22 protein-coding genes are annotated in these 19,492 nt (G+C 71.1%); 13 read left to right on the top strand and 9 right to left on the bottom strand.

The window, feature by feature from the left end:
• Nucleotides 1–44: 44 nt before the first annotated feature.
• Nucleotides 45–1,505, bottom strand: a complete 1,461-nt coding sequence (locus ACQEVI_RS19215) for an MFS transporter (RefSeq protein WP_432901708.1) — start codon at nt 1,503–1,505, stop codon at nt 45–47.
• Nucleotides 1,506–1,595: 90 nt separating this feature from the next.
• On the opposite strand from ACQEVI_RS19215, the gene ACQEVI_RS19220 reads away from it, so the two are divergent.
• Nucleotides 1,596–2,069 carry a winged helix-turn-helix transcriptional regulator gene (locus ACQEVI_RS19220; protein WP_432901710.1) on the top strand — a complete coding sequence of 158 codons (474 nt, stop codon included), beginning with the start codon at nt 1,596–1,598 and terminating at the stop codon, nt 2,067–2,069.
• Nucleotides 2,070–2,117: 48 nt separating this feature from the next.
• Here the strand turns inward: ACQEVI_RS19220 and ACQEVI_RS19225 are convergent, their stop codons facing one another.
• The gene (locus ACQEVI_RS19225) at nt 2,118–2,864 is read right to left on the bottom strand and encodes an aminotransferase class IV (RefSeq protein WP_432901712.1); all 747 of its coding nucleotides are present in this window, start codon (nt 2,862–2,864) and stop codon (nt 2,118–2,120) included.
• Between the two features lie 87 nt (nt 2,865–2,951).
• Here ACQEVI_RS19225 and ACQEVI_RS19230 point away from each other — a divergent pair, with 87 nt between their 5' ends.
• The gene (locus ACQEVI_RS19230; RefSeq protein WP_432901713.1) at nt 2,952–3,968 is read left to right on the top strand and encodes a LacI family DNA-binding transcriptional regulator; all 1,017 of its coding nucleotides are present in this window, start codon (nt 2,952–2,954) and stop codon (nt 3,966–3,968) included.
• 52 nt (nt 3,969–4,020) lie between these two features.
• On the opposite strand, the gene ACQEVI_RS19235 is transcribed toward ACQEVI_RS19230, so the two are convergent.
• Nucleotides 4,021–4,674, bottom strand: coding sequence for a response regulator (locus ACQEVI_RS19235; RefSeq protein ID WP_432901714.1), 654 nt, complete (start codon nt 4,672–4,674; stop codon nt 4,021–4,023).
• A 25-nt stretch (nt 4,675–4,699) separates the two neighbouring features.
• Nucleotides 4,700–5,800 (bottom strand): sensor histidine kinase, encoded by a 1,101-nt coding sequence (locus ACQEVI_RS19240; protein ID WP_432901716.1) that lies wholly within the window; start codon nt 5,798–5,800, stop codon nt 4,700–4,702.
• A gap of 114 nt (nt 5,801–5,914) precedes the next feature.
• On the opposite strand from ACQEVI_RS19240, the gene ACQEVI_RS19245 reads away from it, so the two are divergent.
• Both ACQEVI_RS19245 and ACQEVI_RS19250 read left to right on the top strand, forming a co-directional pair.
• Nucleotides 5,915–6,682: an ABC transporter ATP-binding protein gene (locus tag ACQEVI_RS19245; protein WP_432901718.1), complete on the top strand. Its 768-nt coding sequence runs from the start codon at nt 5,915–5,917 to the stop codon at nt 6,680–6,682.
• Nucleotides 6,679–7,446 carry an ABC transporter permease gene (locus ACQEVI_RS19250; RefSeq protein ID WP_432901720.1) on the top strand — a complete coding sequence of 256 codons (768 nt, stop codon included), beginning with the start codon at nt 6,679–6,681 and terminating at the stop codon, nt 7,444–7,446. Before ACQEVI_RS19245 ends, ACQEVI_RS19250 begins: the two co-directional genes overlap by 4 nt.
• A 197-nt stretch (nt 7,447–7,643) precedes the next feature.
• Here the strand turns inward: ACQEVI_RS19250 and ACQEVI_RS19255 are convergent, their stop codons facing one another.
• From ACQEVI_RS19255 to ACQEVI_RS19265, 3 genes are all read right to left on the bottom strand, one after another.
• Nucleotides 7,644–9,461 (bottom strand): DUF222 domain-containing protein, encoded by a 1,818-nt coding sequence (locus tag ACQEVI_RS19255; protein WP_432901722.1) that lies wholly within the window; start codon nt 9,459–9,461, stop codon nt 7,644–7,646.
• A 179-nt stretch (nt 9,462–9,640) separates the two neighbouring features.
• A complete protein-coding gene (locus ACQEVI_RS19260; protein WP_432901724.1) occupies nt 9,641–10,558 on the bottom strand; it encodes a helix-turn-helix transcriptional regulator in 918 nt (305 codons plus the stop codon).
• 60 nt (nt 10,559–10,618) lie between these two features.
• Nucleotides 10,619–11,641, bottom strand: a complete 1,023-nt coding sequence (locus ACQEVI_RS19265; protein WP_432901725.1) for a zinc-dependent alcohol dehydrogenase family protein — start codon at nt 11,639–11,641, stop codon at nt 10,619–10,621.
• Nucleotides 11,642–11,989: 348 nt separating this feature from the next.
• Between ACQEVI_RS19265 and ACQEVI_RS19270 the strand changes: the two genes are divergently transcribed.
• Complete coding sequence (locus tag ACQEVI_RS19270) at nt 11,990–13,090, top strand: AI-2E family transporter (protein WP_432901727.1); 1,101 nt, start codon at nt 11,990–11,992, stop codon at nt 13,088–13,090.
• 31 nt (nt 13,091–13,121) lie between these two features.
• Here the strand turns inward: ACQEVI_RS19270 and ACQEVI_RS19275 are convergent, their stop codons facing one another.
• Entirely contained in the window at nt 13,122–13,802 is a 681-nt protein-coding gene (locus ACQEVI_RS19275; RefSeq protein ID WP_432901728.1) for a DNA alkylation repair protein, read from the bottom strand.
• A gap of 107 nt (nt 13,803–13,909) precedes the next feature.
• On the opposite strand from ACQEVI_RS19275, the gene ACQEVI_RS19280 reads away from it, so the two are divergent.
• The 5 genes from ACQEVI_RS19280 (at nt 13,910) to ACQEVI_RS19300 (ending at nt 16,798) form a co-directional block, all read left to right on the top strand.
• Complete coding sequence (locus ACQEVI_RS19280; RefSeq protein ID WP_432901731.1) at nt 13,910–14,584, top strand: GntR family transcriptional regulator; 675 nt, start codon at nt 13,910–13,912, stop codon at nt 14,582–14,584.
• A gap of 3 nt (nt 14,585–14,587) precedes the next feature.
• The gene (locus ACQEVI_RS19285) at nt 14,588–15,607 is read left to right on the top strand and encodes a 1-aminocyclopropane-1-carboxylate deaminase (protein WP_432901733.1); all 1,020 of its coding nucleotides are present in this window, start codon (nt 14,588–14,590) and stop codon (nt 15,605–15,607) included.
• A gap of 95 nt (nt 15,608–15,702) precedes the next feature.
• Nucleotides 15,703–15,987 carry a UBP-type zinc finger domain-containing protein gene (locus ACQEVI_RS19290; RefSeq protein ID WP_432901736.1) on the top strand — a complete coding sequence of 95 codons (285 nt, stop codon included), beginning with the start codon at nt 15,703–15,705 and terminating at the stop codon, nt 15,985–15,987.
• Between the two features lie 144 nt (nt 15,988–16,131).
• Nucleotides 16,132–16,416, top strand: a complete 285-nt coding sequence (locus tag ACQEVI_RS19295; RefSeq protein ID WP_432901737.1) for a hypothetical protein — start codon at nt 16,132–16,134, stop codon at nt 16,414–16,416.
• Nucleotides 16,417–16,492: 76 nt separating this feature from the next.
• Nucleotides 16,493–16,798 carry a hypothetical protein gene (locus ACQEVI_RS19300; RefSeq protein WP_432901739.1) on the top strand — a complete coding sequence of 102 codons (306 nt, stop codon included), beginning with the start codon at nt 16,493–16,495 and terminating at the stop codon, nt 16,796–16,798.
• Between the two features lie 32 nt (nt 16,799–16,830).
• On the opposite strand, the gene ACQEVI_RS19305 is transcribed toward ACQEVI_RS19300, so the two are convergent.
• Nucleotides 16,831–17,730, bottom strand: a complete 900-nt coding sequence (locus ACQEVI_RS19305; protein ID WP_432901741.1) for a LysR family transcriptional regulator — start codon at nt 17,728–17,730, stop codon at nt 16,831–16,833.
• Between the two features lie 71 nt (nt 17,731–17,801).
• On the opposite strand from ACQEVI_RS19305, the gene ACQEVI_RS19310 reads away from it, so the two are divergent.
• From ACQEVI_RS19310 to ACQEVI_RS19320, 3 genes are all read left to right on the top strand, one after another.
• On the top strand, nt 17,802–18,770 hold the full coding sequence (locus tag ACQEVI_RS19310) for an EamA family transporter (RefSeq protein WP_432901743.1): 969 nt from the start codon (nt 17,802–17,804) through the stop codon (nt 18,768–18,770).
• Nucleotides 18,771–18,811: 41 nt separating this feature from the next.
• Nucleotides 18,812–19,222, top strand: coding sequence for a DoxX family protein (locus ACQEVI_RS19315; protein ID WP_432901745.1), 411 nt, complete (start codon nt 18,812–18,814; stop codon nt 19,220–19,222).
• Nucleotides 19,223–19,288: 66 nt separating this feature from the next.
• Entirely contained in the window at nt 19,289–19,489 is a 201-nt protein-coding gene (locus ACQEVI_RS19320) for a hypothetical protein (RefSeq protein WP_432901747.1), read from the top strand.
• Nucleotides 19,490–19,492 lie beyond the last annotated feature (3 nt).

Here is a 19,492-nt window from a genome sequence, read left to right on the forward strand (position 1 = left end):
CACGGAGGCTCGGCCAACGGAGGCTCGACGAACGGGGGTGGGGGTCAGACAGGGGTTCGGGTTCGGCGGGCGCGGGCCCAGGTCGAGATACCGAGAGCCAGCGCCAGAGCCGCGCCGATCGCGGGAACCAGCAGTGCGCGCCGGTAGTCCGACCAGTCGGCGTCCGCGGCGTGCCCTTCGACGAGCGCGATGGTGGCGATCGAGACGCCCAGCGCCGCACCGAACTGGAACGCCGTGTAGACGACGCCGCCGGCGACCCCGTGCTCGGCCTCGTCGAGGCCGGCGGTGGCAGCGGCCGTCAGCGGCCCGTACACCAGCGCGAACATCACGCCGATCAGCACGAGCGACGGCAGCAGGTCCAGGTATCCCCACGAGCCGTCGATGCGCAGCGCGAGGGCGAAGGCCACCGCGCCGGCGAGCAGCCCGGCGACCATCACCGGCGCGTTGCCGAACCGCTTGACCAACCGGTGCGTGACCAGGGGAGCGAGGATCATGTCCAGGCCCATGACCGCGAACGCGAGGCCCGTCGCGATCGGGGACCAGCCGCGGAACTCCTGCAGATAGAGCGTCACCAGGAACTGGAACGCGAAGAACGCCCCGATGAACAGCAGTCCCGCGGCGCTCGACCGCAGCAGCAGACCCTCGCGCAGCACCGCGAGGCGCAGCAGCGGGTCCGCCACCCGGCGCTCGATCATCACGAACAGGCCGATGAGCACGGCGGCGGCCACGAACGACATGACCCCGGCAGTGGCCGTCTCGCCCTCACCGATCGCCACGACGCCGTAGATCAGCGCGACCATCGCCGACGTCAGGGTGATCGCGCCGCCCAGGTCGAACCCGCGGCGGGGCAGCTCAGAGGGGACGTCCGGCCGGATGACGGCCCGCCCGGCGATCCAGAGCGCGGCGCCCACGATCACCGGCGCGAAGAACACCCAGCGCCAGCCGACCTCGGTGAGAAAGCCGCCCGCCACCACACCGAGCGTGAACCCGCCGGCCCCGATGGCTCCGTAGATCGCCAGTGCCCGGTCGCGCAAGGGTCCCTCGGGGAAGCTTGTCGTCAGGAGGCTGAAGCCCGCCGGCGTCATGAACCCCGCGGTGGCGCCGGTGACGAACCGGGCGACGATCAGCACCCAGGCCTCGTCGGCGAGGCCGCCGAGCCCGGAGAAGGCGACGAACACGGCGAGGGCGACCAGGAACGTCCGGCGTCGGCCGAGGAGGTCCGCGGTACGCCCACCGAAGATCATGAAGCCGCCGTAGGCGAGCACGTAGGCGCTGATCACCCAGTGCGCGTCCGCCGTGGCCAGGCCGATGTCGGCGGCGATGGCCGGTACCGCGACGTTGAGCATCGCGATGTCGATCCCCTCGAGGAACAGCGCACCGCAGACGACGGCCAGCACTCCCCAGCCGGTTCGTGCGGCGTTCACCGACGAGTTCGCCGACGGGTTCACCGGCGGGTTCACCGGCGGGTTCGCTGCCGGCCGCACGGAATCTCGCACGTCTGTCACAAGGATCTCCTCGCTCGAAGTCCTGCATGGTTACCACTTGTAACCATGGCGATCCTTGGGCACGATCGACGGATGGCACAAGAAGGCACTTTGACGTCACCCGGTTCCCTCGAGGGAACCAAGCACGTCAGCACCACGCACGCCATCACCGGGCACGTCGGTCGGGAGGACGCGGAGGCGTGCAGGTTCGACCGTGACCCCTTCCAGTGGGACGCCCGCGAGGACTGTCAGGTCCGGCAGATCCTGGACCGGATCGCCGACAAGTGGTCCCTGCTGGTGATCGCGCTGCTGGACGAGAAGACGCTCCGGTTCGGAGAGCTCGTCCGGGAGATCGACGGGATCAGCAAGCGGATGCTGACCGTGACGCTGCGCAACCTCGAGCGGGACGGCCTGGTCGGGCGCACCGTGTACCCCGAGGTGCCGCCCCGCGTGGAGTACGAGCTGACCGCGCTGGGCCGCACGCTGCTCGGCACCACGCAGGCCCTGGTGAGCTGGTCCGAGGAGCACCAGGAGGAGATCGCCAGGGCCCGCCAGAAGTTCGAGGCGGCCAACGCCGCCGGCTGACGTGGCGGTCCGCGACGCCACGGTCCGCGACGCCGTCGAAAGCACCGCCTACACGCGCTCCCACGGGACGTCGGCGAGACGCTCCACCACTCCGGCGAGGAGCGGCCCGGGCCCGGGGAGCGGCACGTCGTCGATAGAGGCGACGGCGGCGACGCCGATCGAGTTGACGAGGAACGCGCCCGCGAACGTGGCGATGTCGTCGCGCCGCACCACACGCCGGGTCGACGGCGTGGTGGCTTCGACCAGCTGCATGGCGATGCCGTGCAGCTGCGGCGCATCCGGCCAGACGACGACGCCGTCGTCCCGGAGGAACCCGATGTTCGCGATCGACGACTCGGCGAGGGCGCCGTCGGGCGCGGTGAGGAGGGCGTCGTCGTACCCGTCGAGGCGGACCCGGCGCGCCCACTCGAGCTGCGCGAAGCTGCCCAGATGCTTGAGGTGCGGGAACGGGCGCAGGTACTGCACGGACCGCAGCCGCTGCGGGGCGGCGGGCGGCTGGTTCGGTTCGGCGACCGACACCGAGACCCGCTCGGCGTCGCGCAGCAGGACCCGCACGGAGGCATCGGCGGTGCCGGCAGCATCGGCGGTGCCGGCCAGGGCGTGCCGCACCAGGTCACGGACCCGTTCGCCCAGGAGCTCGCACCCGAACAGCTCGCGGTGCGCCGCGTCGAGCCGGCCGAGATGGTGCGACAGCCCCTGGACCCCGCCGTCGCGCACCTGCATGGCGGTGAAATGGCCGTAGGTGCCGAACAGCTCTGCGGCCGTCGCGGGGCGGCCGTCGGTCTCGATACGCACCCTCGGACCCTAGTGAATCGGCGCGGGCTTTGCCGGTGCGGACCAATTGCGCAGTCTCCGGCCGCGGTCCGTGATGAGATGGGAGACGTGAATCGGCGTAGCGACGAAGGCCCCATAACGATCTATGACGTCGCTCGCCAGGCCGAGGTGTCGGTTGCGTCGGTCTCGAACTTCCTCAACTGGCCCGACCGGGTCTCGGCGGCGATGAAGGAACGCATCGCGGCGGCGATCGACAGCCTCGGTTTCGTGCCGAGCCTGGCCGCGCGGCAGCTCCGCGGCCGGCCCAGCGGGATCGTCGGCGCCTCGTTCGTCAACGCCTCCAACCCGTACTTCGGCGGCATCGCCACGGCCGTCGAGAAGCTGGTGGCGGACAACGGGCTCGCCGTGGTGGTGGGCAGCACGCACGAGTCGGCGGTCCAGCAGAAGCGGTTCCTCGACCTGTTCGAGCAGCTCCGGTTCGACGGCGTCGTCGTCTCGCCCTCGGACGACGACCTGGAGCCGCTGCGCCGACGGCGGGACCAGGGCACCCCTATCGTCCTCGTGGACCACGAGGACCCGGAGCACCGCCTGTCGTCCGTCTCGCTCGACCATCGCGAGGGCGGCCGGCTCGCCGCGCAGCACTTGCTCGACGCCGGGCGCCGACGCCTGCTCTTCGCAGCGGGACCCGAGGGCGTGCGGCAGGTCGAGCGCCGTCTCGACGGCTGCCGGCTCGCGGTAGGGCAGACGCCCGGCGTCTACCTGGAGACGGTCCGTGCGCCCGACCTCGACCTCGCCGACGGGACCGCCGTCGGACTGCGGATCGCGGACCTGCCGCCCGATCGCCGGCCCGACGCCGTGGTGGCAGGCAACGACCTGCACGCGATCGGCATCATCGCGGGCCTGACGTCCGCGGGCGTCCGGGTCCCCGACGACATCGCGGTGGTCGGGTACGACGACATCCCGTTCGCCGCCGTCGCCGCCGTGCCGCTGACCACCGTGCGCCAGCCCATCGCGGAGATCGGGACCGCCGCGGCCCGGCTCCTGCTGGACGAGATCGCCCAGCCCGGCCGCGCGTCGCGCGAGGTGGTGCTCGCGCCGGAGCTGGTGGTGCGCGCGAGCGCCTAGCAGTCTCGACCTGGCGGTCTCGACCTGGCGGTCTCGACCTGGCCGGACCGGTCTAGCCGAGGATCCCCAGGTGGAGGGCCCGCAGCACGGCGTTGGTCCGGTCCCGCGCGGAGAGCTTGAGCAGGATCGTCGAGACGTGGTTCTTGACGGTGCCCTCGACGAGCGACAACGCGCCGGAGATCTCGCGGTTGGTGTAACCCTCGGCCATGAGTCTGAGCACCTGGGTCTCACGTTCGGTGAGCGGCTGGGGCTGCTGGGCGGGCAGCGCGTCGCTGCCGGACGCCGGGGGCACCGCGCGGATGGCGCGCAGCATCCGGCTGGTGATCGACGGCGCGACGAGCGTCCCGCCGTCCGCCAGCGTGCGCACCGCCCGGGTCAGCTGCTCGACCGTGACGTCCTTGAGGAGGTACCCGCGCGCGCCGGCACGCAGGGCGTCGAGGACGAGGGTGTCGTCGTCGAAGGTCGTGAGGACGAGCACGGGGACGTCGACGCCGCGCTCGCCGAGCTGGCGCAGGGTCCACAGGCCGTCGAAGCGTGGCATCCGCAGGTCGAGCAGGATGACGTCCGGTGTGGTGGCGGCCACGACGTCGAGCGCTGCCTGCCCGTCGTCGGCCTCACCGACGACGTCGACCGACGCGATCTCCAGCAGCGCGCGGATGCCGTGCCGCACCAGCGTCTGGTCGTCGACGATGACCACCCGGGTCATGCGGGCACGCTCGCGGGAACCGTCGTCATGCCGGAACCCTCGCCGTGACGCGGAAGCCGTCTGCGCCGTCGAACTCCACGTCGCCGCCCAGCGCCTCGAACCGTTCGGTGAGGCCGCGCAACCCGTTGCCGGGCACGAGCTCGCGGTACCCCCTGCCGTCGTCGACGGCGGTCAGGACGACGCCGGACGGCCGGGCAGCCACCTCTATCCACAGCTCGCGCGCGTCGGCGTGCCGGATGGTGTTCGTGACGATCTCCTGCACCGCCCGGACCAGGGCTGCGACCTGGTCCTCGTCGACGTGGACGTCGGTCCCGACGTCCACGGTCACCTCGAGGTCCGGCAGGTCGCGCACCACCTGGCGGAGCGCCGCGGTCAGGTCCGACGGCGCGGTCCGCAGCTCGCTCACCGTCAGACGGACGTCGGAGAGGAGGTCGCGCGCTACCCGGTTCGCCCGGTCGACGTGCTCGCGTGCCTGCTCGCCCTCCCGGTGCCGCGCCGCCTCCAGCTCCAACGTGAGCACGGTGAGCTGGTGCCCGATGAGGTCGTGCAGGTCGCGCGAGATCCGCAGCCGCTCGGCGGTGCGAGCCGACTCGGTCAGGAGTGCCGACGCGGCACGGAGCTCGATGTGCGCCTCGCTCAGCTCGCGCCGCAGCCGCTGCTCGCGGATGAGGGTGACGGAGCTCAGCACCGTCGCGATCTGGATGAGCAGGTAGAAACCGACGGTGACCAGGGCGTCGACGGCGTCCCGGCCGTGAAGGGCCATGGCGACCGCGAGGACCGTGGTGTTCAGCCCGACGACGAGAAAGCTCACCCGCAGCGGCACCAGGTACACGCTCACCGCGGCGGTGACGACGAGCAGGACGGGCAGCAGCCCCATGTGCGGCGCCGTCAGCACCACCGCCCACGAGGCGACGACCGCCGCCGTGAAGAGCCCGTACCCGGCCGGGTCGGGCCGTTCGCGGAACAGGGCGAGAAGCAGGGCGACGATCACGACGGCGAAGAGGACCGTCCACCAGCCGCGCGGGATCGCGGGATCCACGACGCCGAGCAGCGCCGGACCGGCCACCGCGACGGACACGGCGAGCATGACCAGCCCCGACCACTCGTCCGTGTCCAGCCGCCGCATGAGATCCACCCTACGGGCGGACCGCGACCGTCCGCCCGTGCCGAAAGTCATGGTTCACATCCCTGACCATCGGCACGCGCGCCGGCCCGTGCGGCCCGCCTAGCGTCCGGTGGCATGAGCAGCAGCGACGCGAGCAGCAGAGCCTTCGGCAGAGGTGAACCGGCGATCCACGCCGAGCACCTGCACAAACGCTACGGCCACACGGTCGCGGTCGACGACGTGAGCCTCCGGGTCGAGCCCGGCGAGGTGGTCGGCGTCCTCGGCACCAACGGTGCGGGCAAGACCACCACCGTCGAGATGATCGCGGGCGTCCGCAAGCCCGACCGTGGGCGCGTCAGCCTGCTCGGCATGGACCCGCAGCGCGACCGCGCCAGGGTGCGCCAGGTGCTGGGCGTCCAGCTGCAGGAGGCCACCCTGCACGGAGCCCTCACCGTGTCCGAGCTGATCGGGCTCTACCGCACCTTCTACCCCGACCCCCGCCCGGCCGGGGAGCTCCTGGAGCTGGTCGGCCTGGACGAACAGCGCGCCGTGCGCTTCGAGAAGCTGTCCGGCGGCCAGCAGCAGCGGCTCTCGATCGCCCTCGCCCTCGCCGGGCGTCCCCGCGTGGTGATCCTCGACGAGCTCACCACCGGTCTCGACCCCCGCGCCCGGCGCCGGATGTGGACGACGATCGAGCACCTGCGCACCGAAGGCGTCACGATCCTGCTGGTCAGCCACACGATGGAGGAGGTGGAACGCCTCTGCGACCAGGTGGCGCTCATCGACGACGGCCGCGTCATCGCCGTCGACACCCCCGCGGGCCTGGTCGCGCGAGCCGGGGCCGAGACCCTCGACGACGCGTTCGTCGCACTCACCGGAAAAGAACTGGAGGTCGCGGAATGAGCACCGTCGTACAGACCCGGGGGCCGGGCGTGCAGGCCTGGCTGACCCTCATCGTGTGCGAGGCCAAGATGGTCGTGCGAGACACGGCAGGCCTCGTCGTCCCCCTGCTGCTGCCCCTCCTGATCCTGGTGACGGGCGCACAGTCGGCGGGCGACCAGGTCGTCGCCGACGGGCTCACCGCCCTGGAGGCCTATGTCCTGCCGCTGGTGCTCACCATGGTCCTGGCCACCATCGGCATCATCAACATGCCGAGCTTCCTGGCCTACTACCGGCGCACCGGCATCCTGCGCAGGCTGTCCGCCACACCTGCCTCGCCGGTCATGGTCCTCGTCGCGCAGGTCGTCGTGAGCGTCGCGCAGGCGGTCGTCGGACTGACGCTGGCGCTCGCGGTGGCGTTCCTCGGCTTCGGGGCCCAGCGCCCGGTGGACCTCGGGGCTGCCGTCGGGGTCTACCTCCTGGCGATGGCGGCGATGTACGCGGGCGGCATGATCGTGGCCGCCGTCGCGCCGACACCCAACTCCGCGGTGGCGATCGGGCTCGTCACCTTCTTCGGCCTCGGCGCCCTGGGCGGCATGTTCGGTGGCCGCTCCTCGCTGCCGGAGCCGCTGGCGGCGGTAGGGGAGTGGCTACCTTTCGGGGCCGCCGTGGAGGCCCTGGCCGCGGCGTGGATCGGCAGCCCGGTCGAGCCCGCGCACCTGATCAGCCTCGGTCTGACCACCCTGGTGGGCGTCGTCACCGCCGCACTGTTCTTCCGTTGGGACTGACGCGTCCAGGCAGCTGGGTCCGGGCCGTGATGACTGTGGCCCCACGCGGCCACTCGTCGAACCCGCACGCCGGGACCGCGATGGTCTGCGGTTCGGCGAGCGGATCGATGCTGCTTGGGTGGCCGGGTAGCCCGTGGCCCGGCTGTCCGACGTCCAGCTCGGCATCGAGTGCCTGCCGTGCTGGTCAGGCCGGTGAGCTAGCCGGCCAGGCGGAACTGCCGGGTGAGGTGCTCTGGCGGGCTCGGTGGGCTTGGCAGCGGGATCGGGCTGGTCGGGTCACGCCAGGTTCGGTCGGCCGGTCGGTCGGCTTCGATGGGTGGCGTCGGCTCGGTGGTCGGGTTGGTGTCGCGTGGTGGTGGGGCTTCGATGGGTTCGGGTAGTCGGATGCGGTGTCCGTAGGCGTCGGTGAAGGCCCACCCGGTCTCCAGCAGGGCACCGGTGGTCGCGTCGTTGTCGGTGGTGGTGGTCTTGCCGGTCCAGTGCATGGTGATGTTCTTGGTGTCGACGAGCTGGTGGTGGTACCAGCACAGCAGGGCACTGTTCGTCACCGACGTGCCCCCACCATCAGCCCAGTGGGTGATCGCGTGGTGGACCTCGCAGCGTGAGGGTGGTTGGTCACATCCGGGCCAGACGCAGTGCTGGTCCCTCGCGATGACAGCGCGTCGCATCTGTCCGGTCACGGTGCGTTGGGCGCGTCCGACGTCCAGGACGGCGCCGTCGGCTCCGAACACGATCCGGGTCACCGCACTGTGACACGCCAGGCGACGCACCAGGGCGCGTGGGGCACGCTCGCTGGTCTCGGTGAACACGGGACCACCAGACGTCAGCAATCCGGCCACTGTCGTCGGACTGGCTGTGTCGGTGCCTGCGGTACCCGCTGTGCCTGCGGCACCCGTTGCACTCGTTGCGTCTGGTCGGGTCGTGGAGCCGGGTCGGGTCTGTCCGCAGGACAGGCACAGGCCGTCGCGGGTGCGGGTGACCTGGGTGACGAACTCGTTCCACGACACGGTCACGTTCAGGTGCGGTGCGATCGCGGCCCCTGGGGAGGCCTGGTTCGTGTCCAGCACCACCCGCGCGACGTCCGCGAGGCCTTGTGCGCGGCGCTGCGTCGTGGTCCGGGCGTCGTCCGCGGACGGGGCGCCCAGGACCGCGTTGATCGCGGTGCTGACCAGGAGGCCGTGCTCGTCGGTGAGGAACCCGGCCACGTGGTACCCGCCGAACGTCTTGGCCAGGTCGAAGAACTCACCCTGCGCGGCCTTGTCGTCATCGAGGTCGTCGGTGTCCGGGTCGGTCACGGTCGCGAACCGGCGCGCGACCGTGCGGAACTGGTCCGCGTTCAACACACCCGCTTCACGTAGGACGATGCCCTCACCCGTGACCAGGGTTCCCTCCGTGACCGCGCCTTCCAGGACCTGGGTGACCAGCTCCCGGGTACGGGTCCCGTCCGGGTCCTCGGCCGGGTCGGGGAAGTCGACCGGGACGCTCTGCACGAACTGTTCCGGGGTGGTGGTGTGCCCGGTACGGGTATCGATCAACCACGCCAACGCATCCGTACGCGTCTCACTGGTGGGTGCGACCTCCGTCATCACGCGGGCGTGGTCGACACCCAGGGTGCCGGCGACCAGGCGCTCCCGGGTGGCGGGCAGCGCCGTCGCGAGACGCCGCGCGATCGTCATGTCCTTGCCCGCCGTGCGCGCGGAGATGCCTTCACGGAGCCTCAGCCAGGTCGTGAACGTACGCGTCATGCCACCGGAGCGCCAGGAACCCTCGTCCTCGATCCTCGGTAGCAGCGTGTAGCGGACACCGTCCAGGCGGCCGGTCAGCCGACGGATCCGGGTGTGGGCCTCGACCAGGCGGCCGATGCTCGGCGCGTCCCACCCGGTCAGCGTCTCCGGGGTAGTCAGGGTGGTGAGGTGGTCGATCTCGTTCTCGATCCGGGCCAGGGTTTCCTCGATCGAGGCCGCAGCAGGAGGCGGGTCACTGGCCGGACCACTGTTCGTCGTGTGCTCCACCATGCCCACCCCCGCCCATCTGAATCGCTGGTCTCTAGTTCTCACTCCCTCAGTGCATCTATTATCTCGAACACTCGTGCGGTCCGCACGGCAGATCTCAAATCTGTGGATAACTCATCGGTTCACGATCGGTATGCCCCGGAGGCCGGTCCGGGACGCCCCGCCAGTGCGACCTCGGCTGGTCAGTCGGAGCTCGCGGGCTGGCTCACGCCGTCGTGCGACCTGCTCACCAGGCCGCCGCCGGGAGCGTGCTCCGCCTCCTGGGTGGCCGCCCAGCTGGCCAGCAGCGCGAACTTCTCCGCGGAGTCGGTGTTCGGGGGAGGGCTGTAGGTGACGATCTGCAGTCCCGCCTCTCCGGGCATCGCGAAGACGTCGAACGCGACGGTGACGCGGCCGACCACCGGGTGCTGGAACGACTTGACCCCGGTGCGGTGCTCGTGGACGTCGTGCCCCGACCAGTCCTCGCGGAACTGCGGGCTCCGGGTCGAGAGCTCGCCGATGAGCGCGGTGAGCTCCTTGTTGAGCGGGTCGCGTCCGGCCTCGAGCCGCATGATCGCCGCGGCGGTGCGCCGGGCCAGTGCCCAGTCGACGTAGTAGTCCCGGGCGCGGCGGTCGAGGAAGATGAATCGGGCGATGTTCGGCGTGCCGTCGGTGTCGAAGTGCGGGGCGTACAGGGCGCGACCCATGACGTTCGAGGCCACGAGGTCCTGGTTCGAGTTGTGCACGATCGCGGGCACGGCCATGTTGTCCAGCACGCGCTGCACGGAGGTGCGTACCGACTGTGCGACGGGCTTGCGGTCGCGCGCGGCCGCGGAGGCGGGGGCCGTGCGGGCGAGGTCGAACAGGTACTCGCGTTCGGCGTCGTTCAGCTGGAGGGCGCGGGCGATCGCGCCCAGCACGCTCTCGGAAGCGCCGCGGATGTTCCCGCGCTCCAGCCGCGTGTAGTAGTCGAGGCTGACGCCGGCAAGCATGGCGACCTCCTCCCGGCGCAGTCCCGGTACCCGCCGCTCCCCGCCGAAGTCGGGGATGCCCGCCTGCTGCGGGGTGACGTTCGCGCGGCGGGAGACCAGGAACTCCCGCACCTCGTCCTTGGTGCTCATGGTCTCCACGGTATGGGCGACCTCGCCGGCGTGGGAGGCCCTGGCAGGGCACCCCGGCCGTCAGAGGGTGAGCAGCACCTTGGTGGCCCGACGCTCGTCCATCGCCCTGTAGCCCTCGGCCGCCTCCTCGAGCGGGAGGGTGAGGTCGAAGACCTTGCCCGGGTCGATCGTGCGGTCCCAGATCAGCTGGATCAGCTCGGGCAGGAACCGGCGCACGGGCGCAGGGCCGCCGTGCAGGTGCACGCCGGTGAAGAACAGGTTCAGGCCGTCGAGCTGGACGCCGTGCGTGACGCCGACGTACCCGACGTAGCCGCCCGGCCGGGCGGAGTTGATGGCCTGCCACATCGACTCCTCGGTACCCACTGCCTCGACGACGCCGTGGGCGCCGTACCCGCCGGTGAGCTCCTTGACCTTCGCGGCGCCGGCGTCGCCGCGTTCCTCGACGATGTCCGTGGCGCCGAACTCGCGGGCGAGCGCCTGCCGCTCGGGGTGGCGGCTGAACGCGATGATGCGCTCCGCGCCGAGCTGCTTGGCGGCCAGGACCGCCGAGAGACCGACCGCGCCGTCGCCGACGACCGCGATGGTCCTGCCGGGCCCCGCCTCGGCGGCCACGGCGGCGAACCAACCGGTGCCCAGCACGTCGGAGGCGGCGAGCAGCGACGGGACGAGGTCGGCGTCGGGCGTTCCGGGCGTGGCGACCAGGGTGCCGTCGGCCAGCGGGATGCGGGCGAGCTGGGCCTGGGTGCCCTCCGAACCCATCATCACGTTGTGGATGCAGCGGGACTGGTAGCCCGCCTGGCAGATCTCGCACGTGTTGTCCGAGGCGACGAACGAGCCGACGACGTAGTCGCCGACCTTGATGTCCCGCACCTCGTCGCCGACCTGCTCGACGATCCCGATGTACTCGTGGCCCATCGGGGTCGGGCCGTTCAGGGCCTCCACCCCGCGGTACGGCCACAGGTCCGAGCCGCAGATGCACGCGGCGGTGACCCGGATCACGGCGTCGGTCGGCTCGATGATCCTGGCGTCCTCGCGCTCCTCGACCCGGACATCGCCTGGCGCATACATGACAACTCCACGCATGGGTACCTCTCCTTGCTCGTTTCCCGTGCCGAGCGGTGTGGCACGGGGTCAGTGCTCCTGTCGGAGTCCATCAGACGCCACCACGTCCCCGAGGTGGGAGGCCCGGGGAGAACCCCTCAGCCGGTCGATCCAGCCGGTCGACGTCGGTCCGCGAGCCGACGGCGACAAGCGGCCCGCTTTCCGCAAGGCTGTGACCCGCAGCGTGTTCCTCGCGGAGCACCTGAGAACCAACCTGAGAACCGACCTGAGAACACACGGAGCGCAATGGCCCGCTTGCCGCAACGTCCTGGCGCCCTGTCGCGATCGTCCAGTGCGCGGAGAGCGGGGGCACGGCACGACGCGGCGCGCGTGCGGTCACCGCGGGTCCCACGTGCTCGTAGCGCGGGTGGGCGGACGTCGACGGTCGGTCTGCCCGCGAACCCGTTCGGGTACGCGGTGCTCGCGACCCTGGGCGTCGGTGCCGGCCTCGTGGTGCTGGGCGCCATCGAGGCGGTGGCGACGGTCCTGGTGTACGTCGGGCTGGCGCTGTTCCTGGCGCTGGCGCTGGATCCGGGGATCCGGTACCTCGTCTCGCGGGGCGTGCTGCGGTGGGTGGCCGCGACGGTGATGATCGTCGGATCCGCCGCCGTCCTCGCGCTCTTCGTCGTGGCGGTGCTGCCGCTGGCCGTCCCGCAGGTCGGGATCTTCGTCACCCAGCTGGTCGACGCGCTGCGGGAGCTGCCCGACCAGGCCTGGTACGTCTGGACCAACGACAACCTGGTCGCACTCAACCTGAGCGGTCTGCTGGCGTCGCTGACCGAGCTGCTCACCGATCCCCGCCAGCTCACGGCGATCGCGGGTGGTGTCCTGCAGGTCGGCACCGGGCTGATCAACGGTGTGACGGCGGTCGTCATCGTCGCGGCCCTGACGATCTACTTCGCCGTATCCCTGCCGACCATGGTCGGCGCCGTCCTGCGGCTCGTGCCCCGGTCCCGGCGGGACATCACCGGCTCCCTGCTGAACGAGGTGCTGGAGTCCGTGGGCCGGTATGTCGCGGGCCAGCTGTTCCTGGCGACCATCAACGCCACGTTCACCCTGCTGCTGACGGTGTTCGCGGGCAGCCCCGCGCCGATCCTCCTGGCCGTCATGGCGTTCATCGCGGCGCTGATCCCCGTCGTCGGAACGGTCATCGGCTCGATCCTGGTGGTGCTCGCGACGCTGACCGTGAGCCCGGTCGCTGCGCTCGTCGTCGCGATCCTCCTGCTCGTGTACATGCAGGTGGAGGCGTACGTGCTGGCCCCACGGGTGATGAGCCGCGCCGTGGCGGTGCCCGGTGTGCTGGTGATCGTCGCGGCCCTGGCCGGTGCGGCGCTCGGCGGGATCCTCGGCGCCCTCGTGGCGGTGCCGGTCGCGGCGGCGGGCCTGCTCGTCATCAACCGAGTGGTGATCCCCTACCAGGAGGCGCGGTAACGGGCCTCTACCAGGCGCTACGGCCCGCCGGTCAGGCTCCGGCCAGCTCCTGGCGTCCGACCATCTCGGCGATCCACACCGGAGCGTACGGCGGCGTGCAGCCAGGCGAGGCCGGATAGTCGGCGAGGACCTGGAGGTGCTCGCCGATGCCGATCGCCCGTGCGCGTCGTCCGGGGTCGTTGATCCCGATCATCGCGAGGCAGGTGTTCATCGCCCACTGCGTGTTCTCGGGTGCGTCCTTCATGTCCCGCTCGATCGTGTCGAGCAGCGCGTCGAGGTCGACGTCGGCCGGCGCCTTGACCACCTTGTCGCTCTGCAGGGTCCAGCCGGCCCGGCCGACCAGGTCGGCGCCGTCCGCGGCCCAGCGCTCGCGGAGCTCCTCGCCGAACCTGCCGGGCTTCACGACGTTGACGACGAACCAGTCGAGCAGCTTGGGGGAGCGGATGTCGTGGACCATCGCGTCGACCTCGGCCGGGGTGAAGGTCCGGGGACGGCAGACCAGCGTGGCGAGGAGGCGGGCGGCCGTGTCGCCGGTCGCCCACAGCCCGACGGCCAGCTCGTGCTGCTTCTTCAGGCGCTTCGCGACGGCGCGCAGCTGCGAGAGGTTGACGCCGTGGTCGTCCCCGTTGCGCTCGTTGACCGCTCGGAACCTAGGGTTCTCGAGCGCGGCGAGCTCGCGCAGGATCTCGTCGAGCGGTGTGGGGTCGGGCATGGGGCCACGATAGAGCGTGCCGTTCGTGTGGTGTGACAGGGGCAGGCGCCCCGCGGGGCAAAACTCCACCCTTGCCAAAACCCGGCGATTGGTATGCAATATATTACATGCCTATCCCCGCGAGTGTGCCCCCGATCGGTCGGCGTCTGCTGCGCGACGACGTCTACCGACGCCTCCGCGACGCCATAGTCGACGGCAGCTTCGCGCCGGGGGAGCAGCTGCGCGACGGCGACCTCGCGGCGTGGCTCGGCGTCAGCCGGACGCCGGTGCGTGAGGCGCTGCTCCGCCTGGCCGAGGCCGGGCTGGTCGTCGCGCGTCCCGGCAGCTCGACGGTGGTGAGCTCCCTGGACCTGCGGGACGTGCGCGGGGCTCGCGACGTCGTCGCGGCGATGCACGAGGTGGCCGTGCGCGAGGCGGTGCGGAGCCTCACGGAGGCCGACCTCGACACCATGCGGGCGGCCAACCGCGAGTTCCGCGCGGCGATCGAGGCGGGCGACGTCGAGGCGGCGCTGCGGGCCGACGACGCGCTCCACGACGTGCCGGTGGCCGTGGCGGCGAACCGCGCGCTCGCGTCGGTCCTCGACCAGTTCACGCCGGTGCTGCGCCGCGCCGAACGCCTCCGGTTCTCGACGCTGGGCGGCCGCGCGTCGTTCGCCCGGCACGACGAGCTGATTCGGCTGTGCGCCGCCGGGGACGCGGACCAGGCGGCGGCCGTCGCCTTCGACACCTGGTCCACCCTGCCCACAGACCCGCCCACAGACCCGCGTGTCAACGAGGAGTAACCCATGGCCCTGTCCGACTTCCCCCGCCACCCGCTGACGTTCGGGCCGAGCCCGGTCCACCCGCTGCCGCGCCTGAGCGCCCACCTCGGGGGTACGTCGGTCTGGGCCAAGCGCGAGGACTGCAACGCGGGCCTGGCCTACGGCGGCAACAAGACCCGCAAGCTGGAGTACATCGTCCCGGACGCCCTCGCGCAGGGTGCGGACACGCTGGTCTCGATCGGGGGCTACCAGTCGAACCACACGCGTCAGGTCGCCGCGGTGGCCGCGTCGCTGGGGCTCAAGGCCGTGCTGGTGCAGGAGAACTGGGTCGACTGGCCCGACTCCGTCGCCGACAGGGTCGGCAACATCATGCTGAGCCGGATCATGGGTGCGGAGGTCCGGCTCGACCCGGCGGGCTTCGGTATCGGGTTCAAGGACTCCTGGACCCGCGCGATCGACGAGGTCAAGGAGCGTGGCGGTACGCCGTACGCGATCCCGGCCGGCGCGTCCGACCACCGGCTCGGCGGCCTCGGGTTCGCGCACTGGGCGTACGAGGTGGAGCAGCAGGAGCGTGAGCTGGGCGTCTTCTTCGACACGATCGTCGTCTGCGCGGTCACCGGGTCCACCCACGCGGGCATGATCGCCGGGTTCGCCGCGCTGGAGGAGGCCGGCGGCCGACCCCGCCGGGTGATCGGGATCGACGCGAGCGCGAAGCTCGACGAGACGCGCGACCAGGTGGCCCGGATCGCGCGCGCCACGGCGGAGCTGATCGGCGTCGGGCGGCCGCTGCGCGACGACGAGATCACCGTGCTGCCCGGCTGGGCCGGCGACAAGTACGGGATCCCCGTCGAGTCGACGCTCGACGCGATCCGGCTCACCGGCCGGCTCGAGGGCGTCATCATCGACCCGGTCTACGAGGGCAAGTCCATGGCCGGCCTGATCGATCTCGTCACGAGCGGCGACATCCCCAAGGAGTCCACGGTCCTGTACGCGCACCTGGGCGGCCAGCCGGCCCTGAACGCCTACAGCGGCCTGTTCACGTAACCCGACCGGGCGAGGTGCAACGACGCCGACGTCGGCGGTGGTGCAGCCTAGGGTTGTGGCAGCAGACCCGGCAGGACACAGTGAGGAGCCAAGCGATGAGTGATGTGTGCACGCACCTGGACCAGGTTGCCGTCCTCGAGCCGACCAGCCGTGAGGGCTGCCCCGAGTGCCTGGCGCACGGCGGCACGTGGGTGCACCTGCGCAGCTGTCTCGTGTGCGGGCAGGTGGGCTGCTGCGACTCCTCGCCGGCCAAGCACGCCACCGGGCACTTCCGGGAGACCGGCCACCCGCTGATGCGCTCGATCGAGCCGGGCGAGGCCTGGGGCTACTGCTTCGAGGACGAGGTGACCCTGCGGACGGTGGAGCGGCCCGGCCGGTAGGAGTCCACACGATGAGTCCCGCCGACCATGCCCAGAGCTGGCTTTTGGCCACCGTGTACCTAGGTCGCCACGCACCCGGGGCGCTTGTACCGAGGATCCGGATGTGGGTCTGAACTTCGACAAGATCCGGGAGGCGGGCAACTGATGATCGAGGTTCAGGCAGAGGATCTCAAACGTGTTCTCGGTGTCCTTCTGGACCATGCCGCGGAGGACGGAGCGCTCCGCATTCCGGACGAGGCGTTCTGGTCGGTTCCCGCACCTGCGGTCTACGACGTCTACCACGAACCTACGGACCTGACCATCGGCATGGTCTCCGAGTCGTGGGAGAACCTTGCTGCCATCATCCGCGACCCCGACCGTGCGATCGACTACGGGCTCGTCTGGCTGGCGGAAGTTCTTCGTGCGGCCGGTGACGGGGCTTCGACGTGATGAGGAAAGGGTTCGGGATTCGAGTGGTCTCACTCGCCGGGGCGTGTGCATCGAGACGGATGCAAAGCTGATGGCCGTGGACATCTTGCTCTGCAGGGTCGAGCAGCAGGGAACGAGCCCGCGGCGGAGGAAGCTGACCTCGCTGGGGTTCTACTCCGACCGTGGCGACGAGTTCGCCAAGGCTTGTGCGGCGACGTCGCTTCCGATGATGGTGCGGGTCGAGCCCTACGGATCCTTGGTGCTGCTGCCAGGAGACATGGAGCAGTTCGTCGAGGAGCTGCGAGAGCTCCGGCTCGACCCCGTAGCCAAGGAGGAGATCCTCGCGCTCGCCAAGGCCTGCGCGGCTGACCAGAACACGGAGCTGCACCTCGACGGAGACTGACCTGGTCGGCTGGGCGCCACCACGACAGCCCCTCAGCCGACCACCTCCCGGCCCACCGCCCGCAGGGCGTCCAGCACCGTTCGGACCGCGAGCCGTTCGGCCCGGTCAGGACGCAGGATCGCGACGATCCACCGCGCGGCGTCCATCCCGTGCACCGGCCGCAGGACGATCCCTGCGCCGGGCGTGGTGCTGTACCGGGGGAGGACCGCCACGCGGTCGCCCGACGCGACGAGCGCCTCCACCAGCCGGTTGTCGCGGAGCCGCTGGACCACCCGGACGGGAGTACCGGTCACGGTCTCGACGGCGATGCGCAGGTCGTCGAACGGGTAACCGAGCGGCACCCCGTACCACTCGTGCAGCACCAGGTCCTGCGCCGTGACCCGCGCCTTGGTCGCCAGCACATGGTCGGCCGGCATGGCGATGTCGAGCGGTTCGCGGAGCAGCGCCGCGGTGACCAGGTGATCCGCTCCGGCGGGCACGGGTCCGGTGAAGCTGTGGCCGACGACGATGTCGTGGTCGGCCGCCATCCCCGGATACTCGGTCTCGGCGATGTCGACGTCGGTGCACTCGAGACTGACCGCCGTGTCCGCGAGCCGGCGCAGGACCTCGGGCAGCAGGACCGCCGCGGCGCTCGGCAGCGCCGCCAGGCGCACGGTGCCGGACGCCGAGCCCAGGTACGCATCCCATCGGGCCTGCACCTGGGCGATCGTCCGCGCGAGGTCGCGACCGCCGTCGGCCAGGAGCCTGCCCGCCTCGGTGAGCCGCACGCCGCGGCCGTGCGGCTCGACCAGCGGGATCCCGCCCAGCTCGCGCTGCGCGGTGCGGAGCTGCTGCGACACGGCCGACGGCGTCCGATGTGTCGCCTCCGCGACCGCCGTCACGGAGTGCCGGTCGGCGAGCTCGCGGAGCAGGTCGAGGTGACGGGGGTTCATGAAGGCAACCTACAAGGACCTGTAGAAACTTTCGCTTGTCCTTCAGAACCGCCGCCGCACACACTCGGGCCATGCCCATCTCGCACCGCCTGCTCGCCGTGTCCGTCGCGGTCATGTGGGGCCTCAACTTCATCGCGATCGACGCCTCGCTCGGTCAGTTCCCGCCGTTCCTCCTCGTGGCGCTCCGGTTCGCGATCATCGCCGTCCCGACCCTGCTCCTCGTGCCGCGTCCGCAGGTGCCGGTGCGCTGGCTGCTCGGGTACGGCATCGGCTTCGGCACCCTCCAGTTCCTGTTCCTGTACTGGGGTATGGCCGTCGGGATGCCGACGGGGCTGGCGTCGCTGGTGCTGCAGTCGTCGGCGCCGTTCACCGTGCTGCTCGGCGCGGTCGCCTTCCGGGACCGGGTGACCGCGCGGCAACTGGTCGGGCTGGGCGTGGCGACGCTCGGGCTCGCGGTGGTGGGCTGGTCCCAGGCGCAGGCCGCCGCGTTCGCACCGTTCCTGCTGGTGCTGGCCGGCGGGTTCGGCTGGGCGGTCGGCAACGTGTCCAACGCGCGGGCCAGGGCGGCGAACCCGCTGCACCTCACGCTGTGGATGTCGGTGGTGCCGCCCGTGCCGATGCTCGTGCTGTCCCTGGCGGTGGAAGGTCCGGATGCGATCGCCGCGGCGTTCGTGCCCGGGCCGCACATGGTTCCGGCGCTGGTCGGGCTGGCCTACACGGTGCTGATCGGCACGCTCGTCGGATCCGGGATCTGGACGTGGCTGATGGCCCGGCACCCCGCGGGCGTCGTCGCGCCGTTCTCGATGCTGGTCCCCGTGGTGGGACTCAGCGCATCGGCGGTGCTGCTGGGCGAGCACATCGAGGTGGCTACAGCGCTCGGCGCGGCGCTGGTGATCGGGGGTGTGCTCTGGGGATCGTTGCGGCGCAAGGCCGACGCTCCGACCCCGGCGGCAACGCCCGCCCCTCCGGCCTCGGGCGGAACCGAGGAAGCCGTGGTCCCGCCCCCCTCGACGCGAGAGCCAGTCGGTCATAAAGTGTGAAGGAATGGTGAGTGACTGTAGGTCATCAACCGGAGGCGACCATGGATGTCGTACTGCTGATCGGTCGGGTGCTCTTCGTGGCGCTCTTTCTCGGGAGTACCGTCGGCCACCTGACCCAGACGGACGCCATGGCCGGCTACGCGGCGTCCAGAGGTGTGCCGATGGCGAAGCCGGCAACCCTCGTCAGCGGCGTGGTGATGCTGCTCGGCGCGCTGTCGGTCCTGCTCGGCGTCTGGGGTGACCTGGGCGCGCTGCTCCTCTTCCTCTTTCTCGTCCCGACGGCGTTCCTCATGCACGGGTTCTGGCGGGAGACGGATCCGACGGCCAAGCAGATGGAGATGATCCAGTTCAACAAGGACGTGGCGCTCGCGGGCGCCACGCTCGCGTTCTTCTGGGTGTTCAGCCAAGATCCGGGCCTGACCCTCACGGGACCGCTGTTCTCGATGGGCTGACGGGCGCGGACCGGTGTCCGCACGTCCTCCCGCAACGACTCATCACAACTCAGCTCGGAGGCAGTCGTGAAGTCAGGTCTCATAGTGCTCGGTGCCGTTCTTCTCCTCATGGGCGCCGTCTTCGCCTTCCAGGGGCTCGGCTACCTCGCCGGCAGCCCCATGACGGGTGTGACGCTGTGGGCGGTCATCGGCCCGATCCTCGCCGTGGTCGGAGTCGTGCTCATCATCTGGGGCGCACGAGCGCGTAGGCCCGGTAAGCACAGCTGACCC

The sequence above is a fragment of the Promicromonospora sp. CA-289599 genome, from assembly GCF_050936155.1.
GTDB lineage: Bacteria > Actinomycetota > Actinomycetes > Actinomycetales > Cellulomonadaceae > Promicromonospora.

Bases quoted from the DNA above. Each gene is read 5' to 3' on its own strand.
- ACQEVI_RS19305 (WP_432901741.1), bottom strand. From the start codon at position 17,730: ATGAACCCCCGTCACCTCGACCTGCTCCGCGAGCTCGCCGACCGGCAC.
- ACQEVI_RS19260 (WP_432901724.1), bottom strand. From the start codon at position 10,558: ATGAGCACCAAGGACGAGGTGCGGGAGTTCCTGGTCTCCCGCCGCGCG.
- ACQEVI_RS19235 (WP_432901714.1), bottom strand. From the start codon at position 4,674: ATGACCCGGGTGGTCATCGTCGACGACCAGACGCTGGTGCGGCACGGC.
- ACQEVI_RS19280 (WP_432901731.1), top strand. From the start codon at position 13,910: ATGCCTATCCCCGCGAGTGTGCCCCCGATCGGTCGGCGTCTGCTGCGC.
- ACQEVI_RS19285 (WP_432901733.1), top strand. From the start codon at position 14,588: ATGGCCCTGTCCGACTTCCCCCGCCACCCGCTGACGTTCGGGCCGAGC.
- ACQEVI_RS19310 (WP_432901743.1), top strand. From the start codon at position 17,802: ATGCCCATCTCGCACCGCCTGCTCGCCGTGTCCGTCGCGGTCATGTGG.
- ACQEVI_RS19315 (WP_432901745.1), top strand. From the start codon at position 18,812: ATGGATGTCGTACTGCTGATCGGTCGGGTGCTCTTCGTGGCGCTCTTT.
- ACQEVI_RS19250 (WP_432901720.1), top strand. From the start codon at position 6,679: ATGAGCACCGTCGTACAGACCCGGGGGCCGGGCGTGCAGGCCTGGCTG.
- ACQEVI_RS19275 (WP_432901728.1), bottom strand. From the start codon at position 13,802: ATGCCCGACCCCACACCGCTCGACGAGATCCTGCGCGAGCTCGCCGCG.
- ACQEVI_RS19240 (WP_432901716.1), bottom strand. From the start codon at position 5,800: ATGCGGCGGCTGGACACGGACGAGTGGTCGGGGCTGGTCATGCTCGCC.
- ACQEVI_RS19265 (WP_432901725.1), bottom strand. From the start codon at position 11,641: ATGCGTGGAGTTGTCATGTATGCGCCAGGCGATGTCCGGGTCGAGGAG.
- ACQEVI_RS19245 (WP_432901718.1), top strand. From the start codon at position 5,915: ATGAGCAGCAGCGACGCGAGCAGCAGAGCCTTCGGCAGAGGTGAACCG.
- ACQEVI_RS19255 (WP_432901722.1), bottom strand. From the start codon at position 9,461: ATGGTGGAGCACACGACGAACAGTGGTCCGGCCAGTGACCCGCCTCCT.
- ACQEVI_RS19295 (WP_432901737.1), top strand. From the start codon at position 16,132: ATGATCGAGGTTCAGGCAGAGGATCTCAAACGTGTTCTCGGTGTCCTT.
- ACQEVI_RS19290 (WP_432901736.1), top strand. From the start codon at position 15,703: ATGAGTGATGTGTGCACGCACCTGGACCAGGTTGCCGTCCTCGAGCCG.